The sequence below is a fragment of the Eudoraea algarum genome (assembly GCF_050589645.1).
Classification (GTDB): domain Bacteria; phylum Bacteroidota; class Bacteroidia; order Flavobacteriales; family Flavobacteriaceae; genus JBNGOQ01.
Genome location: NZ_JBNGOQ010000002.1, coordinates 145,528 through 158,314 on the forward strand (window position 1 = coordinate 145,528; position 12,787 = coordinate 158,314).

Consider the following 12,787-nt stretch of genomic DNA (forward strand, 5'->3'; position numbering starts at 1 on the left):
TTTTGCACTCTTAATACAACGCTAGAATCGTACTTTTGATATAAATTTTTGCAAGAATATGGGTTTATTAAAAACGGTCCTGGTCATCGTATTAGTATACTATCTGCTGAAAATACTTGGCAGGTGGTTTGCACCCAAACTGTTCAGCTATGCTGCAAGAAAAACGGAGGCGCACTTCAGGGAACGATATGGACAATTTCATGAGCAGGCGCCTCAAGAAGAAGAACAGCTAGGGGATATCATCATTGATAAGAAACCGACCAAAAAGACCAATACTTCAAAAAAAGTTGGAGAATATATAGATTTTGAGGAAATTGAGTAAATATTACTACAATACCAATTCATGAAGACCAACGTTAAAGCGTTATTTGTCCATTTTTTTGTTTTTGTTTTCTTCCTCATTACCGCCCTTGCTTACTTTCACCCCGTACTTCAAGGAAAGGTCATTTCCCAATCGGATATCGTTCAATACACCGGCATGGCCAAGGAGCAGAACGATTTTCGAAAAAGAACAGGGGAGGAGCCCTATTGGACCAACGGCGCATTTGGGGGCATGCCCACCTATCAATTGGGGGCCAACTACCCCCACAACTATGTAAAGAAACTCGATAAGATCATCAGGTTCCTACCGCGCCCTGCGGACTATCTCTTCCTGTATTTTATTGGATTTTACATTTTGTTATGCTGTCTTAAGGTGGATTATAGGTTGGCCGTCCTAGGTGCTTTGGCGTTCGGTTTCTCTACCTATATGATCATCATCCTAGGGGTAGGGCACAACGCAAAGGCACATGCCCTGGGCTACCTGCCCATATTGTTGGGTGGTATTATACTGGTTTTTAGAAAACGATACCTCTGGGGGTTTTTGCTCACGGCAGTAGCGATGGCACTGGAGGTCAGTGCCAACCACTATCAGATGACCTATTATTTTATGTTGCTGGTCCTAATTTTGGGCGTGGCTTATTTTGTGGATGCGATCCTAAAGAGGAAGTTAAAGCATTTTTTTATTTCCGTCGGCATTTTAATCTTGGCGGTGGCCTTGGGTATTACTACGAACGCCACTGGGCTTATGGCCACCAAGGAATATGCGGACTGGAGCACGCGGGGCAAAACACAGTTGACCCTGGACCCTGACGGCTCTCCAAAAGAGAATACCGGCGGCCTTAGCAAGGACTATATTACGGCCTATAGTTATGGCAAGGCCGAATCGTTCAACCTGTTTGTTCCCCGCTTGTTCGGTGGATCCAACAATGAGGACCTGGGCGAAAATGCCAAGACCTATGATTACCTTACCGAACAAGGCCTACCGAGGACCCGTGCCTTGGAATTTACCAGTGGCCTTCCCCTGTACTGGGGCGATCAGCCCGGGGTGTCGGCACCGGCCTATATTGGCGCCATCATCTTCTTCCTTTTCGTATTGGGGCTTTTCCTGGTCAAGGGAAAGCTAAAATGGTGGTTGTTGGGCGGTACCCTTATGTCGTTGGTACTGTCCTGGGGAAAGAACTTTGGCCTGCTGACCGATTTTATGATCGATTATTTTCCCTTCTACGATAAATTCAGGGCAGTTTCCTCTATCCAGGTGATATTGGAGCTCTGCGTGCCCCTGCTCGCGGTGTTGGCCTTAAGGGAGGTCTTTAAGCCATCCATAGAGACCAAGAAAAAAATACACGCCCTGAAGTTCAGTTTTTTTATTGCGGGCGGATTGGCGATCGCCTTGCTATTGTTCAAGGGCACCTTTGATTTTACAGGCCTTAGCGATGGCACCTATACCCGCTATTTTGGGGAGGAGGTAATGACCATGATACAGTTGGATCGCGAAGCCGTGTACATCAACGATTCTCTGCGTTCCCTTGTATATGTGCTGTTAGCGGCCCTGGTCATTTGGCTGTTCCTAAAGGGGAGGATGAAACAAAATTTGACCATCGTGGCCCTAGGGCTGCTCGTGCTCTTTGATCTGGCGGGTGTAGCGACCCGCTATGTGAACGAGGACGATTTTGTGCGGAAGCGCACCATGCTGGAACCTTTTCAGGAGACGGCGTTGGATAAACAGATTTTGGAGGACGAGACGGTTTACCGGGTCTATGACCCGTCCGAAGGTTTAAATGGCGCACGCACCTCGTACTTTCACCAGTCCGTAGGCGGTTACCATGCAGCAAAACCGGCTGGCCTTATGGAACTGTTCGACTATCAGGTGTACAAAAACAATACCCGGGTGTTGGATATGCTCAATGTGAAATACATTGTACAACAGGATCAGGAGGGCAAGCGCTATCCGGCCCTGAACCCCAATGCCAATGGCAATGCCTGGTTTGTGGAACAGCTCCAAAAAGTACAAACGGCCGATGAAGAAATAAGGGCCCTGGACAGTCTAGACGTCAAAACGATGGCCGTAGTGAATACCCGGGCCTTTCCTAATATCAGTCGCTTTGCCTTTCGGAAAGATTCAACAGCATTGATCGCTTTAAAGGAATATCTGCCCAACCATCTTACATACGTATCCTCCAACGCGCATGACGGGCTGGCCGTATTTTCGGAAATGTACTACCCTCAGGGCTGGAACGCCTATGTTGATGGAAAATTGACCCCCCACTTTAAGGTAAATTACGTCTTAAGGGCGCTTCAGGTACCAGCGGGAGACCATACCTTGGAATTTAAATTTGAACCGGAAGTGGTGGAACGGGGCAGTAAGATCGCCCTGGGAAGCTCCATCGCCCTAGGCGCTTTGATACTGTTCGGATTGGTATTTTCATTTTGGCGCGGTAGGAGAAAGGAGGATGCCTAATGCAAAAAGTACTCATCATCACATACTATTGGCCTCCTGCCGGAGGTCCGGGGGTTCAGCGGTGGCTGAAGTTTGTAAAATACCTTAGGGACTTCAATGTAGAACCTATAGTTTACGTGCCGGAAAATCCAAATTACCCCATCACCGACCCCTCTTTCCTAGAGGACATACCAGCAGACCTAAAGGTGTATAAGCAACCCATCGTTGAGCCCTATCGATGGGCGGGCAGTCTTTTTGGGAAAAAGACCAAGCGTATCAGTTCAGGAATAATCAGATCGGAAAACCAGTCCCTCACAGAAGGTTTGCTTTTGTGGATACGGGGTAATTTCTTTATTCCCGATGCCCGTAAATTTTGGGTGAAGCCTTCCGTACGTTTTCTGGCGGAGCTGCTCCAGAAAGAAAATATCAAGACTATGGTTACTACAGGTCCTCCTCATAGTGTGCATTTGATCGGGTTGGGGCTTTGCCAGCAATTGGATCTGCGTTGGGTGGCCGATTTTAGAGATCCCTGGACTTCCATAGGCTACCACAAAAAGTTGAAGCTCACCAAAGCTTCCCAACGAAGGCATAAGCAGTTGGAACATACCGTTTTGAACGATGCAGATGCTATTGTGGTCACCAGCGGCACCACCAAAAAAGAATTCGAGGCTTTGACCAAGGTACCCATCACGGTGATTACCAATGGGTATGATGGGGACATTTCGCAAGAAACCGCACGGGATACCAAGTTTACCATTTCCCATATTGGCTCGCTGCTGAGCGGTAGGAACCCCAAGAACCTCTGGAAGGTCCTGGCAGAATTGGCTGCGGAGCACCCAGAGTTTAAGAGTGCACTGCAACTTCAGCTGATCGGGGTAGTCAGTGCCGATGTTTTGGAGAGTATCCGGGATGCGGGCCTGGAAGGTTGTACTTCCGTCATCGGTTATGTGAGCCATCAGGAAGCGCTGGCATACCAGCAAGGGTCCCAAGTGTTGCTGCTGGTGGAAATAGATACCGGGGAGACCAAGGGCATCATCCCTGGAAAGCTGTTCGAGTATATGGCCGCCAAGCGACCCATTTTGGGCTTGGGACCAAAGGATTGGGAAGTCGGTGATATTATCGGTCAGACCAACGCAGGAGCCACCTTTGGCTATAGCGCGGATTCCGATCTGAAAAGTTTACTTTTGAAATGGTTTCAACGGTACCGCCAGAATGGGTTGGAAGTATCCTCCAAAGGAATCGAGGCGTACAGTAGAAGGGAACTTACCAAAAAATTAGCGACGGAGCTTCTATGGGCATAGTTTTAAAACAATCCTTAAACAATACCCTCACCACCTACCTGGGGTTTGGCATAGGGGCGGTAAATACGCTTTTTCTCTATACCCGTTTCCTGACCGATGAATATTACGGCCTAGTGGGTGTTATCTTATCTACCTCGGCCATCCTAATGCCCTTACTGGCCTTTGGGGTGCCCAATACCCTGGTAAAATACTACAGTAGTTTTAAAACCAACAAGGACACGGAGGGCTTTCTAACGTTGATGCTCTTGCTGCCCCTGGCCCTGCTGATTCCGATAGCGGTGATCAGCTATTTGGCACACGACCTGATCGCCGGTTTTTTGGCCCATAGAAATCCCATTGTGGAAGACTATGTGTGGTACATCTTCCTCATAGGGATGGCGATGGCCTATTTTGAAGTTTTCTACGCTTGGGCCAAGGTTCAGATGAAATCTGTTTTCGGCAATTTTTTGAAGGAAATCTTTGTTCGCCTGGGGGTCATGGTCCTGTTAGTACTGGTCTATTTTGAGGTTATCTCGGTCGGTGTTTTTTTAAAAGCCCTGGTAGGCCTTTACTTGCTGCGTACCCTTTTGATGAAATGGTATGCCCACAGACTTCAACCGATACGATTGCAATTTGCTTTTCCCAAGACTATAAGACCCATATTGAATTACAGCACCTTGATCATTCTGGGCGGGTCTACCGCGGTGGTCTTGTTGGAAGTAGACCGGTTTATGATCAATCAATTTATCCGCATCGAAAATGTGGCCTATTACAGTGTGGCCATTTATATCGCTACCGTAATCGCCGTACCATCAAGGGCCATGCACCAAATCACATACCCAATAACAGCGCAACTCCTTAACGAAGGGAAGGACACGGCCTTAAAACAATTGTATCAAAAAAGTTCACTTACCCTGTTTATCATTTCTGGATTGTTGTTTCTGTTGATCCTGGTGAACCTGCACGACCTGTACAGCTTTGTTCCCGAAGCGTACCGCGGTGGATTTTTGGTAGTATTGCTGATTGGGCTGGCCAAAGTGTTCGATGCGCTGTTGGGCAATAACAACTCCATTCTCTTTAATTCTGACCATTATCGCGCGGTCTTGGTCATGGGCATTTTTTTGGCCGCGCTTACCATCCTGCTCAATTTGTGGCTTATTCCCCTCTACGGTATGGAAGGGGCTGCCATGGCGACCTTTATGGCCATTGCTACCTATAACCTCATAAAATTGGTGTACGTAAAAATGAAATTCAATATACAGCCCTTTACCTGGGCCACCCTTAAGGTGCTGGCCCTATTGCTGCTGGTAGGTCTTCCGTTTTATTGGCTTCCACTTTCGCTGCATCCCTTGCTCAATATCGCGGTAAAGTGTTTGCTCATGGGACTCATTTACGTGGCGTTGTTATATCGATTTAGGATATCGGAGGATGTAGACGGGGTAGTTTCTAAATTTCTGGGGAAATAATGTTGGTATTGACGCGATAGGATGGGGGATTCAAAAAACAAATTGGAGGAAAATTATTTTGGCCGTATCACCAGGGCACTCGCATTTATCGATGCACATCTCGATTCGGACCTATCGCTCGAAAGGGTTGCCAAAATTGCGTACTATTCGCCCTTCCATTTTCACCGGATATTCAAGGCGGTAATTGGCGAACCTTTAAATGCCTACATTATACGGAGGCGAATCGAAAAAGTCGCTACGGTGCTGATTACACAAAAGGGGGTAAGCCTTGCTACGCTCTCCATGCAATATGGCTTTAACAGTCCCTCTTCCTTTAGCAGGGCCTTTAAAAAATTCTATGGCCTTAGTCCGACGGAATTTAGAAAACTAAGCCCTGGAAAGTTTAGCAAGATTTGTATAGCGGATAGCAAGAACGGTCAAGAAAAAGTAGCTTTTGAAAAATACCTTTGCAATATTGATAATCATAAAAAATGGATTAAAATGAATGCAAAGATTAAGATTGTGGAACGCCCGCTACAGCATTTGGCCTGTATTACCCATATCGGGGAGCAAGGCTTGGAAAATACTTTTGAACGACTTGTCAAGTGGGCAAAGCCCAAGGGATTGTTACAAAATCCGGAAGCTAAACTGGCCCGTGTATTTCATGATAGTTTCAAGGTCACCGCAGCCGAGAAAGTGCGGATGAGCGCCTGCATCCTATTGGATGAACCCATGGGTGCCGAGGGGGAAATTGGACCGGCCCAAATTGAAAAGGGAAAGTTTATCGTGGGTCGTTTTGAAATACTTCCACATTCCTTTGAGCAGGCCTGGAGCAGTCTTTTTGTTTGGATGAACGAAGAGGGGTACAGGAAGGCGGCACAAAACCCATTTGAAATTTACCATAACGACTATAGGGAACACCCCGAAAACAAATTTATAGTAGACCTGTATATTCCTATAGAACCCTAAGTAGGCTTCCGTCCGGATAAAAAAAGCCCCGCAGGAACGAATTCGCTACGGGGCTAAACAACTAACCAACCTAAAAACTATTTCTTATTGCCTTCTTGAGCTACTGCTCCTTGTGCTTCTACTGTTTGAGCTTCTGCTACTTCTAGAAGACGCTTTATTTATCTTTCTATCGGAGTTGCTTCTTTGGGCCACTTTGGATCCCTTGTTGCTTCTCCCATTGGAACGCGTCGCCACTGTTCTTTGCGTTCTTGTAGTACTACTTTTAACAGACCTATTGGAGCTAGACCTTTTTTGGGGCTTCCTATAGGTAGTGGTACTTCTCGTCACCGTTTTGCTCCTTGGGGTGGTCTTTACCTCGCGCCTGGTCACCGTTCTGTTGGCATTGGACCTGGTGGTAGGCCTGGCATCTCCCCTTCGGATAGTTCTGTCGTTCCGCTTTACCGTACTGTTTCTTCGAACGGTAGTGCCACGGTCCGACGATCGCTTAACGGTTCCCCGATCAAAGGTTCTGTTACCACGATCAACACTTCGGTTACTGCGAACGCTTTCGGACCTTCTGGAAATGTTCCTGTCGTTCCTTCCCACATCACCTCGTCTTCCTACGGTCCTGGAGCTTCTATACCCATTGTCACGTACGGCTACCCGTCGGTCGTTTCTATAGATCTTGGACCTTCTATGGTAGTTTTTACCATAGTCATATCGGTGTCCCACCCTAGCGTAAGCCCTTCGGGTATTATATCTATAGGGCCTGTAGTAGGTATAGCGTACAGGGCTATAGTACCTTCTGTAGGGCCTGTTGTAGACCAAACAGAAATTTAAGGCAGGTCGGGCAAAATACCTGTAATAAGGCCTGTATACATAATGCCTGTTGTAGATATTGATAAAACCTGCATGGTGACTGTAATATCCCCTGTTGTTGTAGTACACATGCAATCCACCTACCCTTCGTACCCGGCCATTTCTATACCAAACATCCACGTTGCCTATTTGGGTAACACGTCCGTAATGGTCATAATAGATCGGTACGTTCTCTACCTGAATCACCGCACCGTAATCGTCGTACTGTACGTAGGCGTCATAATTGTAGCCAGAGTTAAAGGTGATATTGGCACGTCTAAAATTAAGGCTTGCGCCAAAATTTACGCGGTTGTCAATGTAAAAATCAAACTCGCCATCCGGATATACTGAAAACGTAATGCCATTTTCAACAAAGATGAAAGAGTTGTTGTAATCATAAGCATTGCGTGGTGCAACCTTATTTTCGGCGGTAACAGCCATGGTACCGGTGGTACCTAAGATCAAAGCTGTAAAAAGGAGTACTAAATTTCTCATACCATAAGGTTTTAAGTTTCCGAATGCAACTATTTACATTCGCTTAGTACATACCAAACAGCGTGCCACAAATTTTAGTAAACCATTAAATAACTGATTAACAGATTGTTAAAGCTGAATTATTTTTTTAAAAGTGAAGAAGCACAAATGGGGACAGGGAGGCTTACAGCTTTTCCCTTAAGTAATGGGCCGTATGGGAAGCCGTATCCTTTGCAATTTGCTCGGGCGTCCCCTGGATCATTAATTGCCCTCCGTTTTCGCCCCCTTCAGGGCCCAGGTCAATAATGTAGTCGGCGCATTTGATCAGGTCTATATTGTGTTCTATGACCACGATTGAATGCCCGCGATCAATGAGGGCATCAAAGGATTTCAGTAGCTTTTTTATATCATGGAAGTGTAGCCCCGTTGTGGGTTCATCAAAAATGAACAGTGCTTTTTCCTTGCTGTTGCCCTTGACCAAAAAGGAGGCCAATTTAATCCGTTGGGCCTCTCCGCCAGAGAGGGTAGAGGAGGACTGCCCCAATGTTACATACCCTAGGCCTACGTCTTGTAAAGGCTTTAATTTGGTGACAATTCTGGTCTGTTGGTGCTTTTGAAAAAAGTCAATAGCGTCATCGATGGTCATATTCAGGACATCATCAATACTGGCGCCCTCAAATTTAACTTCGAGTACTTCTTTTTTGAAGCGTTTGCCCTGGCAAACGTCGCACTCCAAGTGCACATCGGCCATAAACTGCATCTCCACGGTAATTTCGCCCTCTCCCTTGCATTTTTCACATCGGCCCCCATCCACGTTAAAGGAGAAGTGCTTGGCCTGGTAACCCCTTAGTTTGCTTAGTTTTTGTGAGGAGAACAAGGCCCGAATGTCATCATAGGCCTTGATATAGGTTACCGGATTGGAGCGGGAGGATCGGCCAATGGGGTTTTGGTCCACAAACTCCACATGTTTAATGGATTGATATTTTCCTTCTACCTGGGTGAACTGGCCGGCCTTTTCACCATATCCGCCTACTTTCTTGAGCAAGACTGGATACAACAATTTTTTTACCAAGGTACTTTTTCCGCTTCCCGAAACCCCCGTTATTACTGTTAATACGTTCAGTGGAAAGGTTACATCTATATTTTTGAGATTGTTCTCCCGGGCCCCGACAATTTTAATATGGTTTTTAAAGGCACGGCGTTGCTGGGGCACGTTTATGGCCTTGGAGCCGTTGAGATAACCGGCGGTGAGCGATGTGGACTTAAGTATTTCGCTCATGGGTCCACAAGCCACTACTTCCCCGCCATGGGTGCCCGCCTCGGGGCCAATATCGATGACCTCGTCGGCGGCTTTCATGATGTCCTCGTCGTGTTCCACCACGATAACGGTGTTGCCGAGGTCGCGGAGCGACTTCAGGACGCCGATCAGGTTTTCGGTGTCCTTGGGGTGCAGTCCTATGCTGGGCTCATCCAAAATGTACATGGAGCCCACTAAACTACTGCCCAGCGAGGTGGCCAGATTAATACGCTGGCTTTCCCCGCCGGAGAGCGTGTTCGATTTTCGGTTCAAGGTGAGGTAGCTTAGGCCTACCTTGCTTAAAAAGCCCAAGCGGCTGTTAATTTCCTTCAACAATCGCTTGGCAATTTCGGAATCGTGCTTTCCAAGAGTAATTTCACCAAAGAAAGCCTCCAATTTGGCAATGGGCAGTTCAACGAGGTCGGAAATGGATTTTCCCCCTACCTTCACATAGTCGGTTTCCTGTCGCAATCGTTTACCCTTGCACAGATTGCATTTTGTTTTTCCCCGATAGCGAGAAAGCATCACACGGTTTTGGATTTTATAACTCTTTTCTTCCAAAGTTTGGAAAAAGGCCGTTATTCCGGTGAAATATTCGTTGCCCTCCCAAGCCAGCTGTTTTTGTTCCTCACTAAGTTCAAACCAGGGTTTGTGTATGGGAAAATCAAATTTATAGGCGGCATTTACCAATTGGTCACGGTACCAGCCCATGCTTTCGCCCCTCCATGGAAATATGGCATTGTCATATACAGATAAGGAAGTATTGGGTATAACAAGATCTTCATCTATTCCAATGACATCACCGTATCCCTCGCACTTGGGGCAGGCGCCATAGGGGTTGTTAAAGCTGAACAGGTGCACGTTGGGCTCCAGGAACTTCATACCATCCAACTCGAATTTGTTGCTGAAGCCTTTTTGTTTCCCGGTGGCAAGCTCTTCAATGATACACTCGCCCTTTCCTTCAAAAAAAGCTGTGTCTATGGCGTTGGCCAACCTATTCCGGAAATCTTCATCCTCTTTGGTGATGATCCGATCCAGTACGAGGTCAAATTTTCGTTCAATCGTTTTAATACTATCCGTAATCCGAAGCACTTCCCCTTTATATTTTATTCTGGCATAGCCCTGCTTGGCAAACATTTCGAGTGTCTTAAGGGGGTCACGGTCTTCCTTTATGGTAATGGGTGCGAGCAGCAAGAGCTTGGTGCCGGGTTCAAATGTATCGATATGACCCATGACATCGGTGACGGTATGTTTTTTCACCTCCTTGCCGGATACTGGGGAAATAGTCTTCCCGATGCGGGCATACAACAGTTTTAAATAGTCATAGATCTCGGTTGTGGTCCCTACGGTAGATCTGGGGTTGGTAGAATTCACTTTTTGTTCTATGGCTATGGCCGGTGCAATGCCCTTAATATAATCTACCTTGGGCTTGTGGAGCTTTCCCAGGAATTGCCTGGCATAGGAAGAGAGGCTTTCCACATAACGCCTTTGTCCTTCCGCATACAAGGTGTCAAAAGCCAAACTGGATTTGCCAGAACCGGATAATCCGGTGATCACCACCAATTTATTTCGGGGAATTACAACATCTATATTCTTAAGATTGTGTAATTTGGCCCCCTTGATGATAATATTTTCTTTGGGATTTACGTCCTTGATCAGGGTCATGCTCGTATATAAAAAGTGCAAAGATACAATAAGCGCATTTCAATAGCCAGCATCCCTTTGTCCAAAGCCCAAAAAAAGTATGATACCATAAATTTTTGTTGGGAATATTATATTTTTTCTATATTTGAGTCATAACAAAACGTTAATACGCCTATACGCGAACAATTACTTTTATAAAATTAGATTCTGACCCTAATGCCCTTTCTGTTTGGAAAGGCCCCTAATTTTAACCAGAAAAAGTAATTGGTATGGAACTACAAATTGACGATTCATTTTTGATTAGTGCTTACATGAACGGAGACGAAAGAGCTCTGGAAACCCTTATTAACAAACACAACCAACGTATCACCAGCTTTATATATTCCAAGGTAATGGACCGTGATGTTACGGAGGATATCTTCCAGGATACCTTCATAAAGGTGATACGTACCCTTAAGAAAGGATCCTACATTGATGAAGGAAAGTTTTTGCCCTGGGTTATGCGAATTGCTCACAATCTTATTATAGACCACTACAGAAAGAACAAACGCCTACCCAAATTTGAAGCTGGAGATGATTTTAACATTTTCTCCATCATAGGCGATGAAAAGTTAAATGCGGAAAAACAACTTATTAAGGACCAAATAGACACAGACCTAAGAGAACTTATTGAGGAACTTCCCGGAGATCAGAAAGAAGTGCTCTTTATGCGTATCTATAAAGACATGAGTTTTAAGGAAATCTCAGAAAACACCGGGGTTAGCATAAATACCGCTTTGGGCCGTATGCGCTATGCCCTTATCAATCTTAGAAAGCTAATCGAAAAGAACAATATTGTTTTAACGAATTAATACGACTTAGGTCGAGTAGAATCACTATTTCCATCTTGCTTGCGTTATTTTATCATAACAACTGAAGCATATGGAAAAAATTTACCCTGAAAACGTAGCGACTTGCGAACTTATCAAGGCCCAGCCCGAAACCGTACGGTTCTTGTTGGACTTTTCCCGATCACTGTCCATTGTGGAGCACAAAGGCATGAAGTTCGAAGGGAATATTAATTAAGTGCGTGTTTTTTTGATTTTTGATACCCACTAAGATATCCGAGCCCCGGCCCTTAAAACAGGCCGGGGTTCTTTTTTTATCACCTAGGACCAATAAACATTCCCTATAGACCATCCCTTGATGTATTGCGAACTGCCTTTGCAACTTTTTTTTGTCGCATTTATTGTATACAGAAATACAAATTGGTGGTTTGACATCGGAAAAAGGGCGTTTTACAACAATGTTTTTTTGAATCCTGTGCTTTTATCTAGTTTTAGGTCATAAATAAAAAGGAACAGGCGTATAGACACCAACTACTTTTTAATTACTTAAAAACTTAAAAGTCCCCATCCCCTGGGATGGCCCCTAATCTTAACCAAAAAAAGTAATTTGTATGGAACTACAGATTGATGACTCGGTACTAGTAAAAGACTACATCAGTGGTGACGAAAAAGCACTGGAAATCTTAATCAACAGGCACAACCAACGTATTAGCAGTTTTATCTACTCCAAGGTAATGGACCGGGACATTACTGAAGATATCTTCCAGGATACCTTTATAAAGGTTATCCGTACGCTCAAAAAAGGTTCCTATAGCGAGGAGGGCAAGTTCTTACCATGGGTAATGCGCATTGCACACAATCTTATCATAGACCATTTTAGAAAGAACAAGCGTATGCCCAAGTTTGAGGGAAACGACGATTTCAATATTTTCTCCGTAATCGGAGACGAAAAATTAAACGCTGAAAAGCAGATTATCAAGAACCAGATCGATTCTGACCTGCGGTTTCTTGTCGAGGAACTTCCGGACGACCAAAAGGAAGTGCTCCTAATGCGTATCTACAAGGACATGAGTTTTAAGGAAATCTCTGAAAACACTGGAGTAAGCATAAACACGGCCCTGGGTCGTATGCGGTACGCGCTTATCAACCTAAGAAAGATAATAGACCGTCATAATATTGTACTAACAAATTAAAAGGTCCTATTAGCGGTAAAACAATATTTCCATTTTGGCTGCGTTATACGTATATAACAATAC

General features: G+C 45.3%; 10 protein-coding genes. 8 read left to right on the plus strand and 2 right to left on the minus strand.

Features of this window, described 5'->3' with window-relative positions:
- The first annotated feature begins 58 nt into the window (after positions 1-58).
- From ACRD67_RS06945 to ACRD67_RS06965, 5 genes are read left to right on the plus strand one after another with little or no spacing between them, the layout of a single operon-like run.
- The gene (locus ACRD67_RS06945) at positions 59-322 is read left to right on the plus strand and encodes a DUF4834 family protein (protein WP_430966333.1); all 264 of its coding nucleotides are present in this window, start codon (positions 59-61) and stop codon (positions 320-322) included.
- Positions 323-343: 21 nt separating this feature from the next.
- Positions 344-2,779: a hypothetical protein gene (locus ACRD67_RS06950; protein ID WP_430966334.1), complete on the plus strand. Its 2,436-nt coding sequence runs from the start codon at positions 344-346 to the stop codon at positions 2,777-2,779.
- Entirely contained in the window at positions 2,779-4,059 is a 1,281-nt protein-coding gene (locus ACRD67_RS06955; RefSeq protein ID WP_430966335.1) for a glycosyltransferase family protein, read from the plus strand. The genes ACRD67_RS06950 and ACRD67_RS06955 overlap by 1 nt, the downstream gene beginning before the upstream one ends.
- On the plus strand, positions 4,050-5,504 hold the full coding sequence (locus ACRD67_RS06960; RefSeq protein ID WP_430966336.1) for a lipopolysaccharide biosynthesis protein: 1,455 nt from the start codon (positions 4,050-4,052) through the stop codon (positions 5,502-5,504). Before ACRD67_RS06955 ends, ACRD67_RS06960 begins: the two co-directional genes overlap by 10 nt.
- Positions 5,505-5,525: 21 nt before the next feature.
- Positions 5,526-6,452 carry an AraC family transcriptional regulator gene (locus ACRD67_RS06965; RefSeq protein ID WP_430966337.1) on the plus strand — a complete coding sequence of 309 codons (927 nt, stop codon included), beginning with the start codon at positions 5,526-5,528 and terminating at the stop codon, positions 6,450-6,452.
- Positions 6,453-6,536: 84 nt separating this feature from the next.
- Here the strand turns inward: ACRD67_RS06965 and ACRD67_RS06970 are convergent, their stop codons facing one another.
- Positions 6,537-7,784: a hypothetical protein gene (locus ACRD67_RS06970; RefSeq protein ID WP_430966338.1), complete on the minus strand. Its 1,248-nt coding sequence runs from the start codon at positions 7,782-7,784 to the stop codon at positions 6,537-6,539.
- Positions 7,785-7,947: 163 nt separating this feature from the next.
- On the minus strand, positions 7,948-10,725 hold the full coding sequence (gene uvrA / locus ACRD67_RS06975) for an excinuclease ABC subunit UvrA (protein ID WP_430966339.1): 2,778 nt from the start codon (positions 10,723-10,725) through the stop codon (positions 7,948-7,950).
- Between the two features lie 248 nt (positions 10,726-10,973).
- Here uvrA and ACRD67_RS06980 point away from each other — a divergent pair, with 248 nt between their 5' ends.
- From ACRD67_RS06980 to ACRD67_RS06990, 3 genes are all read left to right on the plus strand, one after another.
- Entirely contained in the window at positions 10,974-11,555 is a 582-nt protein-coding gene (locus ACRD67_RS06980) for an RNA polymerase sigma factor (RefSeq protein ID WP_430966340.1), read from the plus strand.
- Between the two features lie 70 nt (positions 11,556-11,625).
- Positions 11,626-11,769, plus strand: a complete 144-nt coding sequence (locus tag ACRD67_RS06985) for a hypothetical protein (RefSeq protein WP_430966341.1) — start codon at positions 11,626-11,628, stop codon at positions 11,767-11,769.
- A 373-nt stretch (positions 11,770-12,142) separates the two neighbouring features.
- Complete coding sequence (locus ACRD67_RS06990) at positions 12,143-12,724, plus strand: RNA polymerase sigma factor (protein WP_430966342.1); 582 nt, start codon at positions 12,143-12,145, stop codon at positions 12,722-12,724.
- The last annotated feature ends 63 nt before the right edge of the window (positions 12,725-12,787 follow it).

What these genes read in the sequence shown, in the direction of transcription:
- uvrA (WP_430966339.1), bottom strand. Translation starts at nt 10,725, where the DNA reads ATGACCCTGATCAAGGACGTAAATCCCAAAGAAAATATTATCATCAAG.
- ACRD67_RS06960 (WP_430966336.1), top strand. Translation starts at nt 4,050, where the DNA reads ATGGGCATAGTTTTAAAACAATCCTTAAACAATACCCTCACCACCTAC.
- ACRD67_RS06945 (WP_430966333.1), top strand. Translation starts at nt 59, where the DNA reads ATGGGTTTATTAAAAACGGTCCTGGTCATCGTATTAGTATACTATCTG.
- ACRD67_RS06950 (WP_430966334.1), top strand. Translation starts at nt 344, where the DNA reads ATGAAGACCAACGTTAAAGCGTTATTTGTCCATTTTTTTGTTTTTGTT.
- ACRD67_RS06985 (WP_430966341.1), top strand. Translation starts at nt 11,626, where the DNA reads ATGGAAAAAATTTACCCTGAAAACGTAGCGACTTGCGAACTTATCAAG.
- ACRD67_RS06970 (WP_430966338.1), bottom strand. Translation starts at nt 7,784, where the DNA reads ATGAGAAATTTAGTACTCCTTTTTACAGCTTTGATCTTAGGTACCACC.
- ACRD67_RS06955 (WP_430966335.1), top strand. Translation starts at nt 2,779, where the DNA reads ATGCAAAAAGTACTCATCATCACATACTATTGGCCTCCTGCCGGAGGT.
- ACRD67_RS06980 (WP_430966340.1), top strand. Translation starts at nt 10,974, where the DNA reads ATGGAACTACAAATTGACGATTCATTTTTGATTAGTGCTTACATGAAC.
- ACRD67_RS06990 (WP_430966342.1), top strand. Translation starts at nt 12,143, where the DNA reads ATGGAACTACAGATTGATGACTCGGTACTAGTAAAAGACTACATCAGT.
- ACRD67_RS06965 (WP_430966337.1), top strand. Translation starts at nt 5,526, where the DNA reads ATGGGGGATTCAAAAAACAAATTGGAGGAAAATTATTTTGGCCGTATC.